This is a genomic window from Treponema berlinense, from assembly GCF_900167025.1.
Lineage (GTDB): Bacteria > Spirochaetota > Spirochaetia > Treponematales > Treponemataceae > Treponema_D > Treponema_D berlinense.
The window spans coordinates 1-25,337 of sequence record NZ_FUXC01000011.1; the positions used below are offsets into that span (position 1 = coordinate 1).

Below are 25,337 nucleotides of genomic sequence, written 5' to 3' on the forward strand. Positions count from 1 at the left end.
AACTTACGCTCTCTCCTTATACTGGCGGCATGGTCACATGTAAGGTCAAAAGGAAGCGGAGCATTAAGGGAAAAATATCTATATATGACGCAGGTTCAAAGCAAAGGAAAAAAAATTGCAATTGTGGCTGTAGCAAGAAAACTTGCAGAGTTGATGTACACGTTGCTGAAGACAGGAACATCATATGAAAACAGACCTTCAACTTCAATATCACAACTTGCAGTTGAAGCTTTATCAAAAGCATCGTAAAATTATGGAATCAGGAGTTCCTTGCTATTGACAAATATCATAGGAAAATTAGTTGCCAGTTACGATTGTTGTGTGACCACAGTAAAAACCCAAATAATTGAAAGTTTTTAAGTCAACTGTTGAAATTTTTGTAATTCCAGCCTTTTTTGCCGCATCAGCAATACCGTAATCTGTGCCAGTAATTGGAATAATACCAAAAAGGTAACCAGCAGTATTTGTTCCTACTTTTTCACCAAGTTCATTTGAAGTTGCACATACTGGTGCTACAGATGTACATCCGATGAATGCTGATGCTGAAACGATTAAAGCAAGAAGCAAAGCAATTTTTTTCATAAAAACCCCCTGAAAAAAAATTAAGTAATTTTACCCCCCCAGTATTTTGTCAATGCGCATATGTAAAGCTTTTAAAATTATGTAAAATTTGAATTGAATTCTAAAATTTTTAAAATTATACTATTTAGCCTTAACTACTCGAAATTTGGGCTATTTTTTAATAAGTTAATAAGGCTGAAGAAGGATAAACTTATGGCGAATGGAATTGAAGATTTAAAAGAAAAAAATAAGGATTGCGAGTTGAATAAAATTAAACCGCATGAATTTACGCAGTGGACGAATTTTCAGGGCAGGGAAGATGCCGAAATGCTGGAAGAAAAATCTGCTGGCTGGAGTGCTCTAAAAAGTTCCAAAGGTGATTATGACGCCTGGGATGAAGATTGAATTTTTGACGTTTTGCGACAGGGATAGGAGCCACGCCGAAGGCGTTCTAAAAAAGCCGGGTAATTTTTTAATTATCCGGCTTTTTTAGAATGATAATGGCGGATAGCCCGGTTTGGGACTTGCTAAAAACTGGCTTTTTCTTTTATTTGTAAATTTTATTATTTTTTGACAGTTTTTATGTGCATAAAAGAAGTCCCAAAGTCGCCCATTTAATTTTTTATATCTTGCCAGATTTGTTCTGGAGTAAGATGATTATTTTTTAGGACTTCCTGCGCATTGTAACGGTCGAGAAATTCTTTTTTTAACCCAAAATTGTACACTTTGACCGGCGAAGAACCGTAGAAAGACGCAATTTTTTGTCCAAATCCACCGTCCAAAATTCCATCTTCGAGGGTGATTATTTTTTCGTGCGTTTTTTTGAGTTCTGTCAAAAGTTCTTTGTCCAGACCTGTAATGTAGCGCGGATTTATGAGTGTTGGTTTTTGTCCGCTCTGCTGTTCGATATAATCCGCCGTTTTTTCTCCGAGCTGGAAAAAGTCGCCAAGCGCCAGAATTGCAATTTTGCTTCCGTTTTGCGTAATTTTGTATTTATTTAAATCCGAATAATCTTTTTGAACAGGTTCGGTTGTGTGGATTATGCCGTTGCATGGCATTCTGATTGCAACCGGAAATTTATTTTGTTCAATTGACCAGTCGAGCATAGCAAAATATTCTTCGCAATTTGTTGGAGCAAGGTAAACGAGTTCTGGAATGTTTGACATTAAAGGAATATCGAAAATTCCAAGATGGGTTATATCGTTCATTCCCCAGACGCTTGCTGTATTTACGAGAAGTGTTGCCGGGTTTTTATTGATACATAAATCCTGGCTCAATTGATCGTAAGTTCTCTGGATAAAACTTGAATGTGTGCCAAAAACTGGTTTTGTTCCTTTTTTTGCCATTGCGCTCACGAGTGCGATTGCGTGTTCTTCGGCAATTCCTGTGTCGATAAACTGCTTGCCGGCTTTTTCACGGTTTTGTTTTGTAAAGCCAAAATTTGCCGGAACTGCCGGGCAGACAAATGCGACTGTCGAATCGGCGGCCATTTTTTTGAGAAGAAATTCTGCCGTCATAGAGTTGTAGTTTTCTGCATTAGAAACTGGGCGTTCTGCTGTTTGACGGTTAAAAGGCGCTGTCCAGTGCCAAAGTTCTTTGTTTTCTTCTGCTGGTTTGTAGCCACAGCCTTTGAGCGTATTTATGTGGACAACAATTGGATGATCAATGTTCTTTACTTTCTGGAATGCTTCGATTAAAGACGGAATATCGTTGCCTTTGTCTACGTAAATGTAGTCTAGTCCGAATGATTTAAAAATGTTTGACGCGCATTTTCCGTTCGACTCGCGCAATTCTTTTAGGTTTTTGTAAATTCCGCCGTGGTTTTCTGCAATCGACATATCGTTGTCGTTTAAAACTACGATAAAATTCGAATTTTGTTCACCGGCAAAATCCAAAGCCTCGAGCGCTTCGCCGCCACTCAAAGAACCGTCGCCAAGAACAGCAATAATATTTTCGTTCTGACATTTTAAGTCGCGTGCTTTTGCAAGACCGCAGGCAAGACTTACGGCAGTTGACGTGTGTCCGACCTTAAAAAAATCGTGTTCACTTTCGTCAGGATTAGAATAGCCGCTGATTTTTGAAAATTGAGTTTCGTCAAAAAATCCATATGCCCGGCCAGTCAGCATTTTGTGCGGATAACACTGATGACTTACATCAAAAACAATTTTGTCTTTTGGAGAGTCAAAAACAAAGTGAAGTGCGATTGTCGCTTCAACAAAACCAAAATTCGGCCCAAAATGTCCGCCTTTTTTTGTAAGACGGTTAAAAAGACCTTCGCGGATTTCGCCGGCAAGAGAAACAAGCTGGTCAAAAGAAAGATTTTTTAAGTCGGCCGGAGAAGAAATATTGTCCAATAGCATAAAATAAAATACCTCCAAAATTCAAAAATAAAACTTAAAGATTCAATATAGAATTATACAAGAAAAAAAACAAAAAAAATTTTCTTAAAAGAAATTTATAAAAGAAGGGAGGAGCCCCTCCCTCGCTACAACCCTACGGTTTTCCGCTACCCACCCAGCGGGGACACCCCGCAACGCCCCAGGGCATAGAAAAAAAAGGAAAAATAGCTTAGATTAAAGAGATGATAAATGACGAAACAGATTGGAAGACTTCTGATATAAATGTCGATTCCCTTTGGCTTATTCAAAAGAGAGATTCTTCTGGAAAGCATGAAAATAATTATCATGGAAATTTTGTTCCGCAAATCCCATATCAGCTTATAAAACGATACACTCATAAAAATGACACTGTCCTTGAACTTTTTACAGGAAGTGGAACAACGCTTTTTGAATGTGAAAATCTTGAGCGCAATTATATCGGTTTTGATATAAATCAATCTATGATTGACTTGATTTATCAAAAAATGACAGATACTCAGAACATTCATTTTGCTATTAATAATTGTGATGTTTGTGATACTTTGAAAATGAATGAATGTATGTCGCAAAGTTTTGAATGGTGCGAAAATGAATCAAAGTTTGTTGATTTTATTATTGCGCATCCGCCTTATATGGATATTGTAAAATTTACGGATAAAAAAGAAGATTTGTCTGCGATTGCGGATTTGCAACTTTTTTTGGAAAAATTTACGCTGGCTATAAAAAATGGCTTGAATTTTCTTAAAAAAAATAAGTATTTTGCGGTTGTTATTGGTGATGTTTACAAAAAGTCTGAAGTTATTCCGTTAGGATTTTATGTGATGGACGCAATTAAGAAAAACTTTAAGACAAAGTTAAAAGGTATCATTGTTAAAAACATCGAAGGAAACCGCGGAAAAATTGGTGCTCAAGGAATTTGGCGTTACAGAGCAATGCAGAGCGATTATTATTTATTCAAGCATGAATATATTTTTGTTTTTAAAAAGGAATTCTGATTATGTCAAAGAAAACTCAAATTGAATTGTTTTTGGAGTTAGCAAAACCAGACGAAAATGGAGTTAGCCGTTGGGTTGCGAAAACAGAATTCGTAGGAAAATATTCAGATTTAATGTTTCAAAATGGCTGGTCATGGGGAAGAGGCGATGGAGCATTAGCAAAAAGATTTATTCTTGAAAGATTTCCAGAATATGGAGCGATAGAAAAGGTCAGAACAGCTGGTTTAAAAACAGACTGTTCATTTAGTCAAAATATTCGTAGCGATATAAAAAATTTTTATAAAGATAAAAACTGCGTTATGCTTGGTGTTCACGGTACATCAGTAAATACTAGAATTGAGATTGACCACAAAGACGGAAGAAAAAATGATATGCGTGTTTCAGATATGGCTACTCAGAAACTGGAAGATTTTCAACCATTATGTAAAGCAGCTAATGATGTAAAAAGACAAATCTGCAAAAATTGTAAAGCGACAGACAAAAGATGGGATGCGAAAAATCTTCTAGGAAATCCATATTCATTTTATAAAGGCGATGAAAATTATACAGAAGAATTGGGATGCATTGGTTGTTATCAATATGATCCGGTTGAATATAGAAAAGAATCTGTAAAAAAATTAGTAAAAGAGGCAAGTGAAAATACAACTGAATTCATAATGAAAAAACTTTACGGAGATAATGGAGAGAATTAATGACAACACATGTTTTTATTGTTGATGACAACACTTTTAAATATCACCTTGAATATATGTTTGCTGGAACTGGTGCAAAAGAAAAATCAGTCGATTTTAATAATTCATCTACAACAAAATTATACTCGGGAAGGAAACATGCTGGGGAATATTCGCTTGTCGGTATGATGGCAGATGGTTGCCGTGTAAGAAAAGATGATTTGATAATTTTTTATCTGATTGAAAAACAAAATGCTCGTGAAGGAATGTTTTTTGGAGTTTTTCAGGCAGCAGAAGATGGAATTTTTCTTGATAATTTTGATGAAAATCAATTTTTGTATAAAGAACTAAAAAAATCATTGACTTTTAGGTTAAAAATCAAGCCTTATCAGGTTTATCAACAAGGCGTGACAGAATGGGAAGCTCTTGATGAAATAAAAAATATATGTTCACCATATCAAATGCTTTGGAGTTTGATTTATAGAAAATTGAAGGGAAATCGTGGTAATACAATGATTACGACTTATGAGTCAAAAAGACTAATTTCTCTAATCAGACAGAAAAATAAAAATCAGACTTTGAATTTTTGTGATTACACTTTTGATGGAAGAAATATTATAAAAGGTGAAAAGCATAAGGAATATACAGGCAGAACTGAAGAAATAAATATTTTGCCAAGATTGCTCGCAAAGGCTACAAGAAAACAAGCATTTGAAGTCCATCTTCAAATGTATATAACTCAAAATATTGGACGCGGAATAAACGAGTCTTTGGACAAGGCTTTAAATGCAGAAAAAAACATTGAATGGATTGGTAATGAAGTTTCCTGTGGTGTGGGCTTACAAAGAATAGACGTAATGATTTCTAAGACAATAAATGAAAATCAGAAAATTGTTATGCCTATAGAGTTAAAAGCAGTTGCAGCAAGTTTTGATAATACACGCCAATTAGGTCGTTATATTGAATGGATAAAACAATATTATGTTCCGAATAGTCCAGAAAGCGATATCCAGCCAGTTTTGATTTGCGTAAAACGCAAGAAATTGTCAGATGATTTGAAAAATGAATTTAAACGTTTTAATCAGGAAAGTAATGTTCTTCCACTAAAATATATTGAATATGAGATTTTAGAAAATAATTTGTTTTTTAAAATCGTGGACTATCAAAAATGAATTATATTGGCTCAAAATTAAAACTCTGTCAGCATTTTCTGCCAGAAACAATAAAATCTGTTTGTGGGACAGATCTTTCTCAAAAAACATTCTGTGATATTTTTGCAGGAACAGGAATTGTCGGTAGAACTTTCAAAACATCTGTAAAAAAAGTCATTTCAAATGACATTGAATATTACAGCTATATTCTGAATAAAAATTATATTGAAAATCATCGTCCGCTTAAAAATGCAGAAAATCTTGTATCTGAATTAAATGAACTTTCTTTTTGTGTAGACGGATTTATTTACAAAAATTATTGTCTTGGCGGAAACGGAGAAAGACAATATTTTTCTGATGAAAATGGTAAAAAAATTGATTCTATTCGCATAAAAATCGAAGAATGGAAAAACAATGGAAAAATAAACAAAAGTATGTATTATTTTCTCCTTGCAAGTCTTTTGGAGAGTGCAGATAAAGTTGCAAATACTGCAAGCGTTTATGGCGCATATCTAAAAAATCTGAAAAAATCCGCAAAAAAACAAATGATTTTAGAATCAGCTGATTTTGAACTTAATGATAACGAGCATGAGGTTTTTAAGTCTGATGCAAATGAATTGATAACTAGAATTTCAGGTGATATTTTGTATCTTGATCCGCCTTATAACACGCGGCAGTACGGAGCAAATTATCATATTTTGAATACAATAGCTGAATATAAGCCATTTGTTCCTAAAGGAAAAACAGGGCTTCGCGAGTATACTCGTTCAAAATATTGTTCAGTTTCAAGTGTAAAAGAAGAATTTGAAAACTTAATAAAAAATGCAAATTTTAAATATATCTTTCTTTCCTACAATAACGAAGGTTTAATGAGCGTGGAAGATGTTCGAAGAATTATGCGGAAATACGGGCGTTATGATTTGGCGCAGACTGATTATCAGCGTTTTAAAGCAGATTCAAATCGTTTTAATAAAGCTAAATCGACTGTAGAATATTTGCATATTTTGGAAAAAAATTAACAAGAAAAAAAACAATTTTTCGGCATTATTAATTTTTTGTTAAAATATTGCTATAAAAAATAATTTGAGTTATTATAAATTTTATAGAAAACCTTAGAAGTTTTCTGGTTATTTAATTCTCAGTGGCTCGCAGATTTTGTTCTGGGGCTTTTTTTTTGCTTTCAAGGCTTTTTCTGAGTAATTTCTTTCATTTTGATAAATGTGTTAAAATGTTTTTATGAATGTTTTGATTCTTCAACCTCCGGTTATGCAGCTTAATACTGCTTATCCTAGTGGAGCGTATCTTTCTGATTTTTTTAAGCGCGAAAACTGCCTGACTAAGTGGCTGGATTTAAATATCGAACTTTTTTATTCAATTTTTTGTAAATCCGGGCTGGAAAAAATTTTTGAGTTGTCTGAACAAAATGCTTTAAAACTTGCCCAAAAAGCGGAAAATTCTGGTGATGAAAACACTGCCTTTAACTTGCGCAGATATGTCTGTCAGAAAAAAAATTGGATTGATTGGATTGACCGGATTGTTCAAATTTTGTGCGGAAAAGGTTTTGAAAGCGCCCATGCCTTTGTTTTTGGGGCGCATGTTCCTCGTGGAAACCGAATGGAAAATTTTCTGGCAAATCTCGATCACGATTTAACGACCGACGATGCCCGAAGTCTTGCAAGTTTTGCGCTGGTTGATTTTGCGGATTTTATAAACGTTGCTTTTGACAGAAATTTTAGTCTTGTCCGTTATGCGGAAAGTCTTACGATAAGCGAATCTGTTTTTAGCGAAATCGAAAAAGGTGCTGACAGCCCGATCTTAAAAGAATTTTATGTTCCTCTTTTGGAAAAAGAAGTTGTTCCGGAAATTGAAAAAATGCTTTCTGAGGCAAAATCTGCCAAAAAAAACGAAAAAATTCTTGTCTGTGTAAGCATTCCTTTTCCGGGCGTTTTTGCCGCAGCCTTGTCCACCGGAAAATTTTTAAAACAAAGATATTCAGAAAAAATTTTTGTAAGTTTTGGCGGTGGTTTTGTTAATACGGAACTTCGTGAAACAAAAGAAAAATCTCTGACAAAATATTGCGATGCGATTAGTTATGACCGCGGATATGCTTCTTATAAAAAGTTGCTGGAAATTTTAAAAACAGAACAAAAAGCGGAAGAAATTTATAATTTGCGTCAGTTTGTTTTGAGCGGCGATTCTTGCGGAACGGAAAGTGTTCAAATTTTGGAACCAGCAAAACCAGATTCCCAGGAACTGAATTATGAAATTCAAATGACAAAATCCGTAATTCCTGACTTTTCGGACATTGATTTTTCAAAATATCCGCGTCTGATTGACGACACAAACCCAATGCACCGTCTTTGGTCGGATGGAGCGTGGATAAAAGCATATATGGCTCATGGCTGTTATTGGCATAAATGCGCATTTTGCGACGTTACTTTGGATTATGTAAAAAGTTTTTGTATGACGGATATTAAGCTGTTGTACGAAGGACTTTTAAAACAATGCAAAGAAAAAAATATTTTTGGAATTCATTTTGTTGACGAAGCTATGCCACCTGCTGCAATGATTGCTTTTGCAAAAGAAAATATTGCTCACGGCTCTCCTTTGAGCTGGTGGGGAAATATCCGCTTTGAAAAAAATTTTACTCGCGATATTGCAGATTTTTTGGCTTATGGTGGTTTGGTCGGTGTCAGTGCCGGGCTCGAAAGTGCTACAGGAAACGGACTGAACGCGATTCACAAAGGTACGGATTTGGAATCGATTGTCGGAGCGTGCTGTGCTTTTAAGGAAGCTGGCGTTTTGGTTCATGCATATATGATTTTTGGATACTGGTTTGAAAAACCTTTGGATTTGATGAATTCGATGGAAACTCTTCGGCAATTCTATGCAAACGGTCTTTTGGACAGTTGTTTTTGGCATAAATTTGTTTTGACCAGACATTCGCGGGTTTACGATGAATGGAAAAAAGGCCTGCACCCAGAATTAAAGGTTCTTGCAGAAAAAAATATTCCGTTGTTTGCAAAAAACGGTTTGCATTTTGAAGGCGAAAAATCTTCCGAAAAATATGCCCAAGCGTTGGAATTTTCGCTCGACGAGTGGATGCACGGCAGAAATTTAGAAAAACCGGTTTATAAGTGGTTTGGTTTTAATGTTCCAAAACCGGATGTTGGACCGGACTTTATTCAAAAAATGATTGAAAAATATGAAAAAAAGCGCGATTTGGAATTTTTAAAACCTCTTCCTGAAGATAAAGAAAAAATTTTTTGGCTTGGAGGTGAAAAAATTCTCGTAAAGACAAAACACGGTCAAAAACTGCGCTGGTTTTATATGGGCGAAATGCAGGAATCAGATGCTGATTCTAACGAAAAAACTATGCGCGGTCGAGGATTGTGCGTTTTGCCGTAATTAACCGTTGAGAGAAATATGAAAAGAAAGTCCGAGTTCTGTATTTGAAAAGACATAGGATTTTTTATGTAAAAATTTTGAATCCACATTCAAGCCGTTTTTAAAAGCCAAAAAAAGCGTGACTGCGACAGGTTTTGTGTCAAAAATTGCTTCTGCTCCGTAATTTAAATAAAGATATGGTTCTATGTGCTGGTTTTCGTTGAACAGGAGCGGAGCGAACGAAAAGTAATAGTTGTGCCTGATTGATTTTGAAATTTTTGTGTTGTATTCAAGTCCAACACAAAAAGCGTTGAATTTAAAAGTGTCGTTTTTTGCGGTAGAAAAGTTTTTTGCGTAAGAATAATTGTAGAAAGAATAACCAAAAAACGGAATAAAAGTTCCTTTGTAAATTCTAACTGAAGGCAGAAGATACTGAACATCAACCTCGATGCAGCGCAAAAGTTCGTTGAGCTGTTCATTTGGGTGGTTAAAATCAGGATTATCCGACCATAGAATGAATTTGTGTTCCGTAAGACCTAAATTCATCTGCGCTTTTAGCATAGGAATTTTGTTTAAATATGCGTGATATAAAATTCCGTAGAAAAAAAGGACTTCATTTTTGATTGAGGCAGAATTGGATTCTTTTGACATAATTGAGTTGTTTAACGTCTGAAAACCCATTGTTGTTTCAAAAGTCCAGTCGATTCCTTCAATTGGCGACACATGCTTTACCGCTGCAGAAAAACTGTCAAAAATGCAGAAAAAAGTGAGAAAAATAAAAACTGTGAATTTCTTTTCGTTTTTTTTAATTTTCATGACGTTTTATGTCTTATATTGAAGTATTTTAGAAAAATGAGCGGACTAATGCAATAATGTGAATTTAATTTGACGAAAAGTGGTTGTTTTAGACTAACATTTTTTAAATTCACCTAACAAAAATAATTTTGCTATAGTTTGAACATAATTTAACTCTTGAGGGAGTAGCAGACTTATTTTTAAGTAGAAAGTCAACATACTGGTTTTACCTGGCTTTCTTTAATTTGCGAGACTCATGTGCAGAAAAAATGGAAATTCTGTGCATGCGTCATAAAATTGTAGATTTTGACCTGTGCAGTTTTGCTCAGGTCTTTTTTTTGCTTATTTTAATTTTTTGGAGAAAAAGATGGAAAATTTTTTGGCGGTGTTTTTTACGGTTATGATTACGGATTTTGTTGCTGAATTTGGCGATAAAACTCAGTTGCTTTTGATTGGAATGACTTCAAAATATAAAATTCGCGACATTGTTCTTGGAACTTTGGTTGCTGTTTTAGTTTTGAACGGAATTGCGGTTTTTATTGGCGGTGCGTTGAACGAGCTTTTGAATTCATTTTTATGGGCTGTAAAATTCGTAGCTGCCGCAGCTTTTATTTATTTTGCCGTAACGACCTTAAAATCGGACGATGATGAAGACGAAGAAGAAAGCGGAAGTAAAATAAAATTTGCTCCGCTGGCTGTTTTTTGTACTTTTTTTGTTGCTGAACTTGGTGACAAAACTCAACTGACCGCAGTAACTTTTGGCGCAAATTACGGATTGAGCAAAGTTTTTGTCATTTGGTTTGCGTGCTCAATCGGACTTTTTGCCGCCGATATAATTGGAATGTTAATTGGTTATCTTTTAAAAACAAAGGCTCCTGATGGAATTTTAAAAATTCTTTCGTTCGTTTTGTTTGCCGGATTTGGAATTTTTACGGTTTATCAGGGATTGTCGCTTTTGCAGGAAAGTCTTGCGGTAAAAGGCTCGGATGTGCTTGTTCCAATTTGGCTTGTTCTGGCAGTTGTTGCTGTTGTTTTTGCAGGACTTTGCCTTTTGCAGTTAAAATTGAATAAAAAGTCAAAGAAAAAATAATTTTTTAAGAACGCAAAAATTTTTGAAAAAAAAGCCTTGGTTTTTCTGAAGTGCTCCTTTAATTATTGCTCTTCATTTGACCAAGGCTTTTTTAGTTTTTTGAATGTTTTATCGCGTAAGTTTTCGGTACACCGTTTTGTGCGGAACTTCATCATCAATTCCAAGAACGGTCTTTTTCCATTCAACGTATTCAGACCAGTTTCCTTCAAAGAAGTGAATGTCCGAATTGTTTTCAAACGCAAGAATGTGGGTTGCAACGCGGTCCAGGAAGTAACGGTCGTGGCTTACTACAAGCACAACTCCGGCAAAACTGTTGATTGCTTCTTCGAGGGAACGTGTTGTCGAAATGTCCAAATCGTTTGTAGGTTCGTCCAAAAGAAGAACGTTTCCTGCTTCTTTGAACATAAGTCCCATGTTAAGGCGGTTTTTTTCTCCGCCGGAAAGAACGCTGATTTTTTTGTTCTGTTCGGCAGAATTAAAATTGAACCATGAACAGTAAGCGTGGGCATTTACTTCGCGAACTGCGCCGTTAAGCGGACGTCCTTTCTCGTCTACGGCACCAAGTTTTACAAGGTCGCTTCCGCCGCTCAAAGTTTCGTAAATTGTTTTGTTTGGATCGAGTTTTGAGCGCATCTGGTCTACGTAAACCAATTTTACGGTTTCGCCGATCTGGATTTTTCCAGAATCAGGAAGTTCTTTTCCTGTTGTTCCGTCAGGTAATTCAATATCTTGTCCGGCGGCGCTTGCAATCATTTTGAAGAGAGTTGTTTTTCCTGCGCCGTTTGGACCGACGATTCCAACAACAGCTCCGGCAGGAATATGGAAGTCGAGGTTTTCGAAAAGAAGTTTGTTGCCAAAAGATTTAGTCAATTTTTCAGCATCGATAACAACGTTTCCGAGACGTGGTCCTGCTGGAATAGAAATCTGGCTGTCTTTAAGCTGGATTCGTTTTGATTCTTCGGCAAGAAGAGCTTCGTATTTTGTAATGTGTTCCTTGTGTTTTGCCTGACGGCCTTTTGCTCCTGCGTGAATCCATTCCAATTCTTCTTTCATTTCGCGCTGACGAACACTTGCCTGTTTTTCTTCAAGTTCAAGACGTTTTTGTTTTGCTTCGAGCCATTCAGAATAGTTTCCTTTGAAAGGATAACCTTCGCCTCGATCCATTTCCAAAATCCAGCCGGCAACATTGTCCAAGAAGTAACGGTCGTGAGTAATTGCAATAATTGTTCCCGGATAATCTTTTAAATGGCGTTCAAGCCATGCGACAGTTTCTGCATCGAGATGGTTTGTAGGTTCGTCCAAAAGAAGGATGTCCGGTTTTTGCAAAAGAAGACGGCACAAAGCAACACGGCGGCGTTCTCCTCCAGAAAGGACATCAACAATCTGGTCTGGCGGAGGGCAGCGGAGTGCGTCCATTGCAAGTTCAAGATTATTGTCCAGATTCCAGGCATCTGCGGCATCGAGTTTTTCCTGAATTTCTGCCTGGCGTGCACAAAGTTTGTCAAAATCGGCGTCAGGATCGCCAAAAGCTTCGTTAACTTTATCAAATTCTTCAAGAAGGTCTGTAATCGGTTTAACGCCTTCTTTTACTACTTCAAGAACAGTTTTTCCTGGTTCAAGATAAGGTTCCTGTTCAAGATAGCCCATTGAATAACCCGGCAAAAGTTGAGTTTCGCCAGTGTAATCTTTATCAATTCCAGCAAAAATCTTAAAAAGCGAAGATTTACCGGCACCGTTTTCACCGATAACACCAATTTTAGCGCCGTAGTAATAAGAAATCGAAATGTCTTTAAGAACTACTTTTGTACCATAAGCGCGACTAACGCGGTCCATGGTATAAATGATTTTTTTGTCGTCGAATGTTTTAGCCATAAAATCAGTATAACAGAAGTTTGTATTTAGTTATAGACACCGGCAAATTTGTGTAAATTTGCATAAAAAAACCAGCCTTTCGGCTGGTCTGCATATATGGCTTAAATTACCATGTTTTTTCGATTTCTGGTTCGCAGATGTTGATTTCTGTATCAAAATCAAAGAACTTACATTTGTCAATTCTTGGAACAAAGTTTACTGTGTCGCCAAGTTTTGGATTTACAGAAGGGTGGCATTTTGCAACAACCTTTGTGTTCTGAATCTGTACAAAAACGTGTGTTTCTGCACCGAGTGGTTCTTTGTTTGTAACTTTTACAGAAATATTGTTTTCTGCTGCCGGAGCATCCTGATAAATAAGGTCTTCTGGGCGAATACCGAACCATACTTCTTTTCCAACATAAGCCTTAAGGTGTTTCTGCTGGTTTTCTGTTGGAACGAGTTTGAATGTTCCTTCGTTTGCTACAACTTTATCACCGTTTGCTTCAATCTTTACTTTGAAGAAGTTCATTGGAGGAGTTCCGATAAATCCAGCAACAAATTTGTTAATCGGGTGATTGTAAAGATAAAGTGGAGCACCAATCTGCTGAATGCGTTTTTCTGACATTACAACGATTTTTGTACCCATTGTCATAGCTTCAATCTGGTCGTGTGTTACGTAAATCATTGTTGCCTGAAGACGGCTGTGGAGGGCAGAAATTTCTGCACGCATCTGAACGCGGAGTTTAGCGTCAAGGTTAGAAAGAGGTTCGTCGAACAAGAATACTTTTGGAGAACGAACGATTGCACGTCCTACAGCAACACGCTGACGCTGACCGCCGGAAAGAGCCTTTGGTTTGCGGTCGAGATATGTATCGAGGTCAAGAATTTTAGAAGCTTCGCGGACACGGCGGTCGATTTCTTCTTTGTCAATTTTGCGGATTTTAAGACCATAAGCCATGTTGTCGTAAACTGTCATATGTGGATAAAGAGCATAATCCTGAAAAACCATGGCAATGTTGCGGTCTCTTGGCGGAACATCGTTCATAACTTCGCCATCAATTAAAAGCTGACCACCAGTAATGTCTTCAAGACCGGCAATCATGCGGAGAGTTGTAGATTTACCACAACCAGATGGACCTACGAATACACAAAATTCGCGGTCTTCAATTGTTACATTAGATCTTTCTACAGCAAGAACGTTGCCGTCGTAGATTTTTGTAATACCTTTAAGTTCAATCTTAGCCATTTAATCCTCTTAACAGTAATAAATTAAAAATTACTTTCATTATAATAACATTTAATAAGTATCAAAATCAATAATCTGAGTACGCAAAACACTTTAAAACGAAGTTTTTTATATGGACGAAGTTAACCGTCTAACCGGCTTTTCGTGGCTGCGGTCCTTCGGACTTGCTTTGCAACCACTACAATCCGGCGTAAGTTAAGCCTGTAGCTTCGTCAATTCCCATCATGATATTCATGCACTGAACGGCGGCTCCGCTTGCTCCTTTGCCCAAATTGTCAAAGCGGCTTGTAAGAACCAGCCTTTCGTCGTTGCCGCAGACAAAAATCTGCATGCTGTTTGTTCCGGCGAGTGTGTTTGCAGGGATAAAATTTTCCGTAAGTGTGCCTTCGCCCAAAAATTCTGCGCATTTTACAAAACGGCTGGAATTATAATGTTCCTTAAAAAGTTCTGTAAGCTGCTGGCCGTTGAGTTTTTTTTGCATAAGTCTTGTAAAAAGGCTTACTGTTACGGTCATGCCTTCAAAATAATCGCAGACATAAGGATTAAAAATCGGCTTGTATGAAAGTCCGCTGATTTTTTGCATTTCCGGAAGGTGTTTGTGTTCCTGTGTGAGCGCATAAAGACGCGGAGACTTTAATTCTGGATTGCGGTCTGGAGATTCGTACTGGGCGATTGCTTTTTTTCCTGCTCCCGAGTATCCCGACACTGCATGGCAGACAACCGGATAATCTGGAGCAATTATTCCGTTTTTGATAAGCGGATAAACGAGAGATATAAAACCGGAAGCATAGCAGCCTGGAACGGCAACCCTGTTTGAATTTTCTATTTTCTGGCGATGTTCCTTGGAAAGTTCTGGAAAACCGTAAGCCCAATCTGGATTTGTGCGGTGAGCTGTTGAAGCGTCCAAAATGCGGGTTTTTGGGTTTGTGCAAAGATTTGCGGCCTCGATTGCGGCTGCGTCCGGCAGACAGAGGAACGTAAAGTCGGACGCGTTTATCATTTTTGCACGTTCTTGAGGATCCTTGCGTTTTTCCTCATCGATTAAAAGAATTTCGATATCGCTGCGTTTTTCAAAACGTTCATAAATTTTAAGACCGGTTGTGCCGTCTTTGCCGTCAATAAAAACTTTGTAAGCCATTTTTTTCGTCTCCAAAATTATTTGCGTTAGGGGTTGGAGTGGCCGCAAAGCGGGTGCAAAGCACCGGTAGCCACGGAAGACCCGACTTTTGGCTGCAAAGCCAAAAGTAACGCCCGGATTTCTTTAAATATATATTTTTTGACCGATAATTACGATATGAAACACAGAACTTTTTGGATATTTTTTTTGATGGCTCTTTTTGCGACGGCTGATACCGAAATTTTTGCTCAGGCGCAGGCTGTAAAATTGCATTATTCGGGAAAAGGCGGATATTCGCTTGTGGAACGGACAAATTTGCGCCGTTATGTGAACGGAAAATATGTCGGTTTGACGAGCAGGGAAGTTCGTTCTTTTGTGAGTCCGAGTGAGCCTCCGTTGATGCGTTTTAAGGCAAAAGGTTCTGTTTACGAAAATGACCAGTGGTATGACGGAAGTTTTTATGTAATGGAAGAAACTTTGCGTAATTCTCAGGTTGCCGGAGCAGGGATTCACGAAGCGGTTCAGTCGGTTTTTCATATTTTTAAAAACGGGCAGCTTACAATGTACAAGGATAACGGTTATCCGAGTTTTAGGAGTTTTCCGGCTTATACTGCGGAAAAGGTGAATGTTGGAGAAAGCTGGAAGGCTGTGGCGGAACGTTCGGTTGATCCGCTCAATAAAGGTGTTTTTACAAAAATTCCGATGCAGGTTCTTTATACTTTTTCTGGTGCGGAAACTTATAAAGGGCAGGCGGTTTATAGAATCAAGGCAATTTGGCAGACTTATTATGACGCGCAAAACCGTGATTTTGGAGGGGATTCTTCGCTGCAAAAGGCTCGTGGCGGACACAAGGCGGATATTATTGTTTTGCAGGAAACCGGCGAGCCGATTTTGATTCTGGACAACGTTGACGAAACTTTTTTCTGGATTGATGGCACTGAGGTGAATTTTAAGGGAACCATTACCCTGTTTACGGAATTTCCTCCAGCCTTTGATTCTCAGAGGATTATGGCTGCCCTGAACCGGGTGGCTAGCGTTAAGACGGGGGAGGAAAGTGCATCCTCGGTCAGAGGGGGCTCTTCTGACAGAGGGGCAGTTGCTGGAAAAGGTACATCAACTGAAAGAGTGGCCATTGCTGGTGGAGAACCGTCCTCCGTCAAAGGGACATCTTCGGTCAAAGGGGCGGCAATTTCGGAAAAAGGAGCAGGCACGGTCAAAGAGGTTTCTTCCCTCAGAGGAGTATCTTCGGCAAAGGTTGCGGAGGCGGTTACTGGAAAAACGGCTGGGGCAGAGCCAAAAAACAACATTGTGGCGGAAGAAGTGCCGGCTGGAATTCGTCTGAGCATAAGGGACATAAAATTTGCACCAGACAGCGCCCAGATTTTGCCGGGAGAAAGCAGCCGTCTGGACGAAATTGCAGAGGTTTTAAAGATGGCACCGAATGCACAGCTTCTGGTGGAAGGTCACACCGCCAGCGTGGGAAAGCCGGCTGGAGAGCAGACCCTTTCTGAACAGCGGGCAAAAAAAATCGCTCAGGAACTGAAAGCCCGGGGTGTTAAGGCTGGTGCCTTTATATGCCGGGGGTTTGGAGGTACAAAACCAGTGGCATCTAACGAAACCCCGGAAGGCAGAGCCCAGAACAGGCGGGTAGAAATAACGATTTTAAAATGAATTTGTGTCAGACCGCCGGAAAAGCACTTTAAATAGGGTACGCACCAGAGGCTGAATGAAAAAAAGCTGGGTAAAAAAAGCAAAGGGAAAGTTAAAACACACCAGCCTGAGCCAGTTTGCAAGGAAAGTAAGCAGGTTAAAGGGAAGTTCCCTGTAGGGATAGTACAAGGCGGCGGCAATCAGGCTCATGGTAGGACACATAAGACCAACCGTTGCACAGATAATTGAAGTTTCAAACAGCAGGGGATTTGTTTCTTCGGGTTTCCAAAGGCGGCAGACAAGTCTAAAAGACAGAGGACTGCCCATGACACATTCAAGAGTGTAGGCAAAGAGAAATTCAACCAGAATTATTACATAAATGGGCAGGTTCCGGCCGAACATTTCAACACCGCCCATTGTACGGATTGCCTGTAAAACGGAATTTTCTCCCGTTACTTTAAGAAAAAAACTTCCGTTTACTACATAAAGACTGTAGAAAACATAGGCATGAACGGTAATAACCACGGTGATGAGAGCGAACATCATTCGCTCAAACTGATTTTTTGGCATAAAAACCTCCTGGAACATAAAGAATTTGACCTCGAAAAATTCGTATTTGTAAAATTTTAGAGGCGTATTTAAGTAAAACGTCACAGGCAAAAAAAAATCACGGAGGCACCGCCAAAAAAAGGCAATGTTCCGTGATCAGATTTATATGAGGGAATATCAAAAACCCTCAAGACATGTGTCGTTTACATTGAGAAATCTGCCATAAACCGTCTTTTAGATATTCCGAAAGAACAGCCATTGGCAAAAATTTTATTGATTTTATTAGTACTAAAGCCGAGTTTTGACTTTCCTCGCAATCAAAAATCGCCAGAAATGCCTGGAATTAACTCAAGTTCAGACTATTTAAAACCTGTTAAAGAATAACGAAGATTTAATTTTTCTTCAAGAAACTGCTTTCAGAAAAAATTTCGGTTTTGTGGAGGGTGCCCAGGATGTCAGCGGACTGAACTATGTCCTGGGTTCTCTGGATTTTCATATATTCTTTCAGGTCGATGGAAAATCTGTTCATGGAAAAATGCTGGAATACAAAGACTTTTTTCCATTCCTCTGGGGCAGTGTCGTAATTTTTTTTTAATTCCTCCCGGTAGGTGGTAAAAATCCCATTTTTTTTGAGTTCGCTGTAACCCACAAGGAAAATTTTTGGTTTTTCGGCTTCGGTTTGGGTGGCATTGCAAAGTTCAAGGTGTAGTCGGGCGGTTTTTTGAGCCATGTAGAGCTGGCTTTCCTGCAGGAGCCGGCGGATTTTTTCCCCTCCCTGAGCTGCAAGGAATTTTAGGTGCTTTGTTTTTGCGGTATGTACGGGGGTTTTGTTCAATATTATGGCATTTTTTCGGAAATCAATGTGGAACTGGGGGTTTTTCTGGAAGAAGCTGGCGGCTATTTTTCCGCTTTGACCTACAAGATATTTCTGATTTTTTGAAAGCTGCTCGTCTTTGCCAGGGTTGTCGCCGATTACTATCAGCCGTATTTGACTTTGTTCTGTTATTTCGTCCAGAGCGGTATTGTAAACTACCGGATTTTCTAAGGGATAGGCAGGGGTGTCTTTTTCAGCAGCCTCTTTTTGAAGGGGCATAAGGAGTGAACCAAATTCCTGGGATTTTTCTTTGCAATACTCTTTAAAATCCCTGCGGAAGTCTGAAAAAACGGCGTACTGTTGGGAAGTCATTCCTGTATTATACGAAGCACATTGTTTTGTCGCAATGTTTTTTTGGCAAAAGTTTTTTCTGCAAATGTTGAACCTGTGTTCCTGTTAGTGAGTTTTGTTACGTCATTGTTTTTTTGAACTGTTGTTCTGTTAGTGGAAAATGCTACGGCGGATGCGGCGGCCGTAGTTGCAGCGGGTTGGCAAGGCCAAGTTGCTGCAATGAGCGGGAGCGAAGCCAGAGCAGCCGGTCTGACAGGGGAAATTTACAGTAAAAGAAAAACATTTTTGGGCAAAAATATTCCGTCCATAGGAATAATAAGTATGGCAAAAGAAATTCCCCCGGGTAATTTTTAGAGGTTTTTATTATTTACTTCATCAAGACCTATGTCGTATCTTTCTTCTTTTATTCCATTGAGTGTCTTTCTCTTCCATATCATTTATCAGAAAAAGATTTGACTTAAGAAAGTAAAAAAAGTGCCGCAAAAAAAATCATTTTTTTATCTTTCAGAAAATTGTTTGTATTTTTCAGTTCATTATTATGTGAACCATCAGAAACGAAGGTGACACCTTCAAAAAAATTGTATTAGAGTTTATTAAAATGAATTTTGCACATCTTTTTGAAGCAGGTATGCTGGTATGTTTTGGTTTTTCTTGGCCAATCAATGTAGTAAAGGCTTACAAAGCCGAAACTGCAAAAAGTACAAGTCTTGCTTTTATCTTTCTGATCATCACAGGTTACGTTCTTGGAATCAGCGCTAAAATCATCAATCACCAGTTCAACTACGTACTTGCAGTATATGTTCTGAATCTTGTAATTGTTTTTTCAAATGTTCTTGTTTACTTCAGAAACATTTCTCTGGATAAAAAACGTGAAGCTGAAAAGGGCAGCGAAAAAACTAAGACTGAACCAAAGGGTAAAGTTCTTTATGCTCACGAAGAACAGATTGTTCTTGCAAAAGAGTTCACTTTGACTTTGACCTTTACAACAGAAGTACATTCGCTCTTTCACTTAAAAATGCAAAAGAATATTTTGAAAAATTCGTTTCAGCCTTGAACTCAGACGGAATCATTCTTCAGCTTGGTAAAGAAGACCGTGAAATCTTCAAGGCAAATCCTTATCTGTTCGACACAATGTACCTTGACCTGATTTCTGTAATCAAGGCTCACAACAAAGACTGCCGCCTGGATTATTTGGGGATTTTCAAATTCTTTCAGTGAGAGTATAATAAAAAAACTATTTTTTTAGAAATTATATCCCGCTCAAAGGAAGTAATTATGAAAGGATTTATCAGGAAAATCGTTTTACTTGCTGTTACACTTGTTTTAGTAGGTATTGGTGTTTCGTGTCAGAACTCTTTTTCTGGAGATGGCGGAGGTGAAGAATCTTCTCCTTCTCTTCAGGCTCCTGTTGTTACTCCAGCCTCAGGTCAGTTTTCTGAAGGTTTCAAGACAATTGAAATTGAAAACAAGAACAACATGGGAGATATCTTCTACACGGTTGACGGATCAAATCCTTCTGCTGAATCTTTCCGCTATACAGAACCATTCAAGATTTACAGCTCTAGTGTTGTAAAGGCTGTTGTTATCTATAACAAGTCTGCCTCACTGGTGGTTTCTTCAAAATACGAACTGAACGTTGGAAAGACACAGACCCAGCTTGGTATAATCAGCGGAAAAATCGGCCTTTCAAATAATCTTCCGGAAGACGTAAAGGAACAGCTCAAAAATACCGACGTTTACATCTTCTCGGATGATCTTCCGGGTAAAGTTATAACCTGCAAGATGGGCGGTTCTTACTATATTGACGGTCTTGATACTTCAAGAACTTACGACTTCTATTTTACAAATACAGAACCTGGAGTTGTTCAGGGAGCAAAGACTTCCCGTGCAGCAACTGCAAAAGACGAAAACGGAAGACCTCTTGTTGCAAACAAGAATTCCATTAAACCTGAATCAGGCGCCGGTATTGAAGTAGACGTTAATCTTTCTGCAACAGGTACAATCAAAGGAACTGCAAAACGTTTTGATGTAACGGGCGCTGAAGAAGCAGATCAAGGTGGAATTTCCGTTTATATTCCTGGAACATCTTATTCAGCATTGACAGATAAAAACGGAAACTTTGCTATGTCGGGAATTCCTCAGGGACTCCACACAATCCGTGCCCAGTATGCCGGATACACTTTTGTTGAAAAAGAAAACGTTCTTCTTCAGACAAAAGACGAAAACGCTCCGGAAACAGTAATTCCTGAAACATTCAATCTTTCATTCGGAAGAGGAATTGTAAAAGGTTCTGTTGTTCTTAGCGATGCTACAGAAGCCGGTGAAAACGCCGGAATCTTAGTAAATCTTTCTGAATCAACAAATACCTATTCATATTCAGCAGTTACAAACCTTAACGGAAACTTCTCAATTGTAGATGTTTACCCGGGAACTTATACAGTTGAAATTTCAAAAGAAGGATATGACTCTGCAATCATTTCTGAAATCAAGGTAAACGGAGCTTCCTTTACTTCTATTCCTACAACAACACTTCAGGTTATTGGTGGAAAACTTTCAGGAAAAGTTTCTGTAGACGGCCTTACAGTCTTTGACGGTATTACAGTCCTTGCTGAAAATGAAAACGGAAAGAAATATTTTGGAATCGTAAACAGTGCAGGTGAATTCTCATGGGAAAGCGTAAGCCCTGGTACTTACAAAATTACTGCAAACTACGCAGGCTATAAGTCAATTTCAGTTTCTGGAATTGTTGTTTCAATGGGAAATGATGTATCTGACATACGCCTTTCAATTAAAGAAAAAGCAACTTACACAATTACCGGAAAAGTTCTTCGTGAAGGAATGGATTCCGGTTTTGAAGGCACAAGCGTTGTGGCCAACAATTCTACCGACAAATCTTTCTCAAAAACTACAGTTACCGGAACAGACGGTACCTTCATTTTGAGCGAAGTTGAACCTGGCGACTACATGATTACAATCAGTCGCGAAGGTTATATTACAGATAATTCAATTTACGTATCAGTTGGTACACAGGCCATTGAAGTAATTCCAGACGTAATCCTCAAAAACTCACTTGGTTCTGTTAAGGGAACTGTTACTCTTGAAAGTGCTCTTGATAATGCAGGAATTGAAATCCTCCTTAAGTCTGAAAAAAACGAAAAGACTTTCAGTACAGTTACCGATACACTTGGACTCTACTCAATAAGCGGAATTGAACCTGGTACCTGGAGAGTTCAGGCTACAAAAGGCGGTTTTAATACAGGCCTTTCGGATGCCTTCTCGGTAAATGCCGGAAACACAACTGAAGTTTCTGCAATGGAACTTAAGATTTCGCACCGTTCTATTTACGGAACAGTTGTTCTTGAAGGCCGTACCGATGCAACCGGTGTAAGAATTACTGCAACTAATGTTACAAAGACAAACGAAATCTATTCAGCACTTTCAAATAAAGACGGTGTTTATGCTTTGAGCGGCATGATTCCTGGTGAATACATCCTTTCTTATTCTTACGAAGGTTACCGTTCATATACAGGTTCAAGCGTAAACCTTAAAGAAGATTCATCTTTGAATCTTGAAGCAATTACTTTAGGTAAAGCCACTGGTAAGATTTCTGGTATTGTAAATCTTGAAGGCTGTTCAGACCACTCAGGCATTACAGTTTCAATCAACGGAACAGATTACACATACGTTACAGAGGCCGATGGTTCTTATGAGTTCACAGTTCCAAGCGGAAACTATCCTGGCGGTGTTCGTTTCAAACGTGATGACTTCCAGCTTACTGCAAAGGCCGATACAATTCCTGTTCTTACAGATTCTACATACGGTGTTCTAACTGTAGAAATGAAGTGTATCTCTGTTCCTGTTAAAGGTGTAATTGACCTTGCAGGTACAGATGACAATTCAGGAATCAAGGTTACAGTAGACGGACTTGATGATGTTGAAACTCTTACAGATACAGAAGGTAACTGGAAGCTTGAACATATTCCTCTTGGTTACAGAACATTCAGATTCTCAAAAGTGAACGTTCCTGATGTAACAAGCGAAAAGCTTCTTGAACCTTCAATCGGCCTTGATATTGGAAAAATTGGAATGATTCCGGACAGTGCTACCCTTAAAGGTCACGTATACCTTACAGACATGACTGACCACCAGGGTATTATTATTACGGTTAAGACTGTAGACCAGGAAGACATGGTATTCAAAACTTCAAGTGACGGATCATTTGAAGCCACAAACATTCTGGCAAGCGGTTCACACGATATTATTTTCAGTAAGAACGGATGGGTGAGCCAGACCATTACAATTTCAGACTTGGTTCCTCTTGAAGAAAGGGAAATCGGTGCAAACAAGGAATTTGTTCTTAAAGATACAGAAAAACCTGTTGTTTCATCTGTAGTTATAAACTCAGGCGCCAACAGTTCAAGTTCAACAAAACTGAATGTAGATATTATCGCAAGTGATGCCGGTTCGGGTCTTTACAAAATGGGCGTTCAGGTTATTCCAACTATCGGTGGGGTGGACAAGCAGATTTATCCTACAACACCGGCCTGGACAGACTATAAAGCCGGCTTTGAATACAACCTGGAAGACCTGCCGTCTGTTGTTTATTCAGGAAACGGAACTTACACTCTTGTAGTTTCTGTAAAAGATAAAGCCGGAAACATTTCTGAAGTATGCAAAAAAGCTATCAGAATTACCGACATCGTTACAACAATCAGCGGTGTTCTTAAGGGAGATAACCTGCACCTTACAAAAGACCGCAGCCCATATCTTGTTGTTGCTGACTGTAACGTTACAGAAACAGATACTCTGGTAATTGAACCGGGCGTTGAAGTGAGATTCGACGGAGAGTTCTGTATTTCTGTTAGCGGAGAAATTCACGCCCGCGGTACAAAAGACGAAAAAATCCTCTTTACTTCTAACAGTGTTGATAAGGAAACTATATGGACTGAAGAGGAATATGGCGAATACATTGACGAAAATGGCAATTACCAGTGGGGGCCTCATGAAGTTACAAAAACCGGAATCAAGACAACTTACTGGACTGGTATTGCAATCAATGGCTCTTCCGTTACTGTAAACAATTCAAATGAATATGTAAACGGAAACATTATGGAATACTGTGAAGTGGAATACTCAGATTCACCATTAACAGTAAAAGCCGGAACTTACATCAATCATTGTACATTCAGTAAATCAAAAGTACATGAATGGGATGCGGACAATTACGGAACTGTTTACCTTGGAAACAGAAATATTTACTGTTTCTCTTCAACTTTTGAAACTGGTGTTTGTGTTAACGAGGCATCTGGTATTTTTGCAAACAATAAAGTTCTGAAGACATTAAGAATGGATTGGAGCAGCGGAAGTCTTTTCAGGCAGAACCATATTTCAAATGCTTCTGTAAGTTTCTATTATTTCCAAGGATATTGTTCAGATAATATATTCGAATCAGTTTCCTTTAATATAAGTGGAAATGCTAATTCAGGAGTAATCTCTAACAATAACTTTATAGACTGTGCTTCTCCTATTGTAACTACTACAGAAAGTTATCAAATAGGAAGAAACTATAACTTTACAAACAATTACTGGGGTGAAGGAAATACTGAAGAACTTGAATATAAAGGTTCTGATGCAAACATTTCCTTTATTTCTGACAATTACGACAACTTCCGTTATATGAAAGTTGATTACTCAGGCTGGCTTACTTCTGCAAACTCTAATGCAGGAACAAAGGGAGAAGCCTTTATTCCTGTTGGAAACGCAATAGTAAATTGTACATCTATGGAAAACCAGGAATTTACTGACCCTGAAATTACAAAAGAAATTTCTTATGGCGGGAGTTCTTATACACCACTTGATAAAATTACTCTTTATGTTGATGGGGTTCCTGTAAGAACTGATTCTGAATTTATGAATTACAACGCGTTTACATACAGTTCTTCATATTCACTTGGGCTTCCTTACATGAATGCCGGAAAACATGCATTAAAAGTAGTTCTTGTTGATAAAGACGGAAATACAAGTGAAAAATCCTCTTACTTTACTATTATTCATAGTGATACTTCTGGTTCAGAACTTGCCGGTGTAAGCTGGAATAAAACTACAGGTCAGCCGTTAAAAGACAGCCGTACAGCATATCTCTGGCATCTGGACGCAAGCGGAAATGAAGCAAGTGATACGAATGCAAACATTGGTGGCTATACTAATTCACTTGGTGGATTAGGCGGATGTTCTAGTTATATTCATACTTTTGATAACGTTTCATTAGATCTTCCAAATAATGCATTTACAGTTGAGTACTGGATAAAAGGAAGTAACAGAACAAGTAGTCCATATTTATATATACGTAAGGAAGACTGCTTTTCTATTGGTAGCCAAATTTATATTTATTACGAAACTTCAAATAGTTCAATTTCTAGTCACTGGAGCAATATATCTGGACCTTCTGGAGATGGAAAATGGCATCACGTGGCTTATGTATATGGAAGTAATTATGTAGCTTCTTACGTAGACGGAATTCTTACAAGTTATTCAAATAACATGAATATTGAAATGTATAACAGTACAAGGAAGTTATACATTTCTTCTGATTCAAATAGGTTTGATGCTGTTGATGAATTAAGAATTAGTAATGAAGCCCGCAGTGCAGACGAAATTGCCGCTTACTATAAAGATGCAAGTGAAGTAATGAAGAAATCAACCGGCAGTCTTGATGCCATTGTTTACTAAGG

The 25,337-nt window shown here is 38.2% G+C and carries 20 protein-coding genes; 12 read left to right on the forward strand and 8 right to left on the reverse strand.

Annotation, left to right across the window (positions count from 1 at the left end; translation table 11 throughout):
* On the forward strand, positions 1-249 hold a 249-nt coding region (locus B5D47_RS11460; RefSeq protein WP_407701155.1), incomplete at its 5' end, for a hypothetical protein.
* Positions 250-297: 48 nt separating this feature from the next.
* On the opposite strand, the gene B5D47_RS08895 is transcribed toward B5D47_RS11460, so the two are convergent.
* The gene (locus B5D47_RS08895) at positions 298-582 is read right to left on the reverse strand and encodes a TRL domain-containing protein (RefSeq protein WP_078931485.1); all 285 of its coding nucleotides are present in this window, start codon (positions 580-582) and stop codon (positions 298-300) included.
* A gap of 192 nt (positions 583-774) precedes the next feature.
* Between B5D47_RS08895 and B5D47_RS08900 the strand changes: the two genes are divergently transcribed.
* Positions 775-966, forward strand: coding sequence for a hypothetical protein (locus tag B5D47_RS08900; protein ID WP_078931486.1), 192 nt, complete (start codon positions 775-777; stop codon positions 964-966).
* A 209-nt stretch (positions 967-1,175) separates the two neighbouring features.
* Here the strand turns inward: B5D47_RS08900 and B5D47_RS08905 are convergent, their stop codons facing one another.
* Positions 1,176-2,921: a 1-deoxy-D-xylulose-5-phosphate synthase gene (locus B5D47_RS08905; protein WP_078931487.1), complete on the reverse strand. Its 1,746-nt coding sequence runs from the start codon at positions 2,919-2,921 to the stop codon at positions 1,176-1,178.
* Between the two features lie 221 nt (positions 2,922-3,142).
* Between B5D47_RS08905 and B5D47_RS08910 the strand changes: the two genes are divergently transcribed.
* The 5 genes from B5D47_RS08910 (at position 3,143) to B5D47_RS08930 (ending at position 9,164) form a co-directional block, all read left to right on the forward strand.
* The gene (locus B5D47_RS08910; protein WP_078931488.1) at positions 3,143-3,934 is read left to right on the forward strand and encodes a DNA methyltransferase; all 792 of its coding nucleotides are present in this window, start codon (positions 3,143-3,145) and stop codon (positions 3,932-3,934) included.
* A 2-nt stretch (positions 3,935-3,936) separates the two neighbouring features.
* The gene (locus B5D47_RS08915; protein WP_078931489.1) at positions 3,937-4,626 is read left to right on the forward strand and encodes a restriction endonuclease; all 690 of its coding nucleotides are present in this window, start codon (positions 3,937-3,939) and stop codon (positions 4,624-4,626) included.
* On the forward strand, positions 4,626-5,777 hold the full coding sequence (locus tag B5D47_RS08920; RefSeq protein WP_078931490.1) for a hypothetical protein: 1,152 nt from the start codon (positions 4,626-4,628) through the stop codon (positions 5,775-5,777). Before B5D47_RS08915 ends, B5D47_RS08920 begins: the two co-directional genes overlap by 1 nt.
* A complete protein-coding gene (locus B5D47_RS08925) occupies positions 5,774-6,775 on the forward strand; it encodes a DNA adenine methylase (RefSeq protein ID WP_078931491.1) in 1,002 nt (333 codons plus the stop codon). Before B5D47_RS08920 ends, B5D47_RS08925 begins: the two co-directional genes overlap by 4 nt.
* Before the next feature lie 217 nt (positions 6,776-6,992).
* A complete protein-coding gene (locus B5D47_RS08930; RefSeq protein ID WP_078931492.1) occupies positions 6,993-9,164 on the forward strand; it encodes a radical SAM protein in 2,172 nt (723 codons plus the stop codon).
* Here B5D47_RS08930 and B5D47_RS08935 read toward each other — a convergent pair whose 3' ends face one another.
* Positions 9,165-9,959 carry a hypothetical protein gene (locus tag B5D47_RS08935; RefSeq protein ID WP_078931493.1) on the reverse strand — a complete coding sequence of 265 codons (795 nt, stop codon included), beginning with the start codon at positions 9,957-9,959 and terminating at the stop codon, positions 9,165-9,167.
* 346 nt (positions 9,960-10,305) lie between these two features.
* Between B5D47_RS08935 and B5D47_RS08940 the strand changes: the two genes are divergently transcribed.
* Entirely contained in the window at positions 10,306-11,028 is a 723-nt protein-coding gene (locus B5D47_RS08940) for a TMEM165/GDT1 family protein (RefSeq protein ID WP_143592656.1), read from the forward strand.
* A 108-nt stretch (positions 11,029-11,136) separates the two neighbouring features.
* On the opposite strand, the gene ettA is transcribed toward B5D47_RS08940, so the two are convergent.
* From ettA to argC, 3 genes are all read right to left on the reverse strand, one after another.
* Positions 11,137-12,900: an energy-dependent translational throttle protein EttA gene (ettA, locus tag B5D47_RS08945; protein ID WP_078931494.1), complete on the reverse strand. Its 1,764-nt coding sequence runs from the start codon at positions 12,898-12,900 to the stop codon at positions 11,137-11,139.
* Positions 12,901-13,006: 106 nt separating this feature from the next.
* Positions 13,007-14,125 (reverse strand): ABC transporter ATP-binding protein, encoded by a 1,119-nt coding sequence (locus B5D47_RS08950; RefSeq protein ID WP_078931495.1) that lies wholly within the window; start codon positions 14,123-14,125, stop codon positions 13,007-13,009.
* 178 nt (positions 14,126-14,303) lie between these two features.
* A complete protein-coding gene (gene argC, locus B5D47_RS08955; RefSeq protein ID WP_078931496.1) occupies positions 14,304-15,263 on the reverse strand; it encodes an N-acetyl-gamma-glutamyl-phosphate reductase in 960 nt (319 codons plus the stop codon).
* A 156-nt stretch (positions 15,264-15,419) separates the two neighbouring features.
* Between argC and B5D47_RS08960 the strand changes: the two genes are divergently transcribed.
* Complete coding sequence (locus tag B5D47_RS08960; RefSeq protein ID WP_143592658.1) at positions 15,420-16,913, forward strand: OmpA family protein; 1,494 nt, start codon at positions 15,420-15,422, stop codon at positions 16,911-16,913.
* On the opposite strand, the gene B5D47_RS08965 is transcribed toward B5D47_RS08960, so the two are convergent.
* Together B5D47_RS08965 and B5D47_RS08970 are read right to left on the reverse strand one after the other, a co-directional pair.
* Positions 16,905-17,462: a DUF2798 domain-containing protein gene (locus B5D47_RS08965; RefSeq protein WP_078931498.1), complete on the reverse strand. Its 558-nt coding sequence runs from the start codon at positions 17,460-17,462 to the stop codon at positions 16,905-16,907. The genes B5D47_RS08960 and B5D47_RS08965 overlap by 9 nt on opposite strands.
* 370 nt (positions 17,463-17,832) lie before the next feature.
* Positions 17,833-18,627, reverse strand: coding sequence for a hypothetical protein (locus B5D47_RS08970; protein ID WP_078931499.1), 795 nt, complete (start codon positions 18,625-18,627; stop codon positions 17,833-17,835).
* A 577-nt stretch (positions 18,628-19,204) separates the two neighbouring features.
* On the opposite strand from B5D47_RS08970, the gene B5D47_RS11695 reads away from it, so the two are divergent.
* From B5D47_RS11695 to B5D47_RS08985, 3 genes are read left to right on the forward strand one after another with little or no spacing between them, the layout of a single operon-like run.
* Entirely contained in the window at positions 19,205-19,660 is a 456-nt protein-coding gene (locus tag B5D47_RS11695; RefSeq protein WP_234969994.1) for a hypothetical protein, read from the forward strand.
* Positions 19,657-19,824 carry a hypothetical protein gene (locus B5D47_RS11465; RefSeq protein WP_159443517.1) on the forward strand — a complete coding sequence of 56 codons (168 nt, stop codon included), beginning with the start codon at positions 19,657-19,659 and terminating at the stop codon, positions 19,822-19,824. The genes B5D47_RS11695 and B5D47_RS11465 overlap by 4 nt, the downstream gene beginning before the upstream one ends.
* Positions 19,825-19,881: 57 nt before the next feature.
* Positions 19,882-25,335, forward strand: a complete 5,454-nt coding sequence (locus B5D47_RS08985) for a carboxypeptidase regulatory-like domain-containing protein (protein ID WP_078931501.1) — start codon at positions 19,882-19,884, stop codon at positions 25,333-25,335.
* Positions 25,336-25,337 lie beyond the last annotated feature (2 nt).

Coding starts and splice junctions, on each gene's coding strand:
- B5D47_RS08895 (WP_078931485.1), bottom strand. CDS start 582: ATGAAAAAAATTGCTTTGCTTCTTGCTTTAATCGTTTCAGCATCAGCA.
- B5D47_RS08900 (WP_078931486.1), top strand. CDS start 775: ATGGCGAATGGAATTGAAGATTTAAAAGAAAAAAATAAGGATTGCGAG.
- B5D47_RS08905 (WP_078931487.1), bottom strand. CDS start 2,921: ATGCTATTGGACAATATTTCTTCTCCGGCCGACTTAAAAAATCTTTCT.
- B5D47_RS08910 (WP_078931488.1), top strand. CDS start 3,143: ATGATAAATGACGAAACAGATTGGAAGACTTCTGATATAAATGTCGAT.
- B5D47_RS08915 (WP_078931489.1), top strand. CDS start 3,937: ATGTCAAAGAAAACTCAAATTGAATTGTTTTTGGAGTTAGCAAAACCA.
- B5D47_RS08920 (WP_078931490.1), top strand. CDS start 4,626: ATGACAACACATGTTTTTATTGTTGATGACAACACTTTTAAATATCAC.
- B5D47_RS08925 (WP_078931491.1), top strand. CDS start 5,774: ATGAATTATATTGGCTCAAAATTAAAACTCTGTCAGCATTTTCTGCCA.
- B5D47_RS08930 (WP_078931492.1), top strand. CDS start 6,993: ATGAATGTTTTGATTCTTCAACCTCCGGTTATGCAGCTTAATACTGCT.
- B5D47_RS08935 (WP_078931493.1), bottom strand. CDS start 9,959: ATGAAAATTAAAAAAAACGAAAAGAAATTCACAGTTTTTATTTTTCTC.
- B5D47_RS08940 (WP_143592656.1), top strand. CDS start 10,306: ATGGAAAATTTTTTGGCGGTGTTTTTTACGGTTATGATTACGGATTTT.
- ettA (WP_078931494.1), bottom strand. CDS start 12,900: ATGGCTAAAACATTCGACGACAAAAAAATCATTTATACCATGGACCGC.
- B5D47_RS08950 (WP_078931495.1), bottom strand. CDS start 14,125: ATGGCTAAGATTGAACTTAAAGGTATTACAAAAATCTACGACGGCAAC.
- argC (WP_078931496.1), bottom strand. CDS start 15,263: ATGGCTTACAAAGTTTTTATTGACGGCAAAGACGGCACAACCGGTCTT.
- B5D47_RS08960 (WP_143592658.1), top strand. CDS start 15,420: ATGAAACACAGAACTTTTTGGATATTTTTTTTGATGGCTCTTTTTGCG.
- B5D47_RS08965 (WP_078931498.1), bottom strand. CDS start 17,462: ATGCCAAAAAATCAGTTTGAGCGAATGATGTTCGCTCTCATCACCGTG.
- B5D47_RS08970 (WP_078931499.1), bottom strand. CDS start 18,627: ATGACTTCCCAACAGTACGCCGTTTTTTCAGACTTCCGCAGGGATTTT.
- B5D47_RS11695 (WP_234969994.1), top strand. CDS start 19,205: ATGAATTTTGCACATCTTTTTGAAGCAGGTATGCTGGTATGTTTTGGT.
- B5D47_RS08985 (WP_078931501.1), top strand. CDS start 19,882: ATGAAAGGATTTATCAGGAAAATCGTTTTACTTGCTGTTACACTTGTT.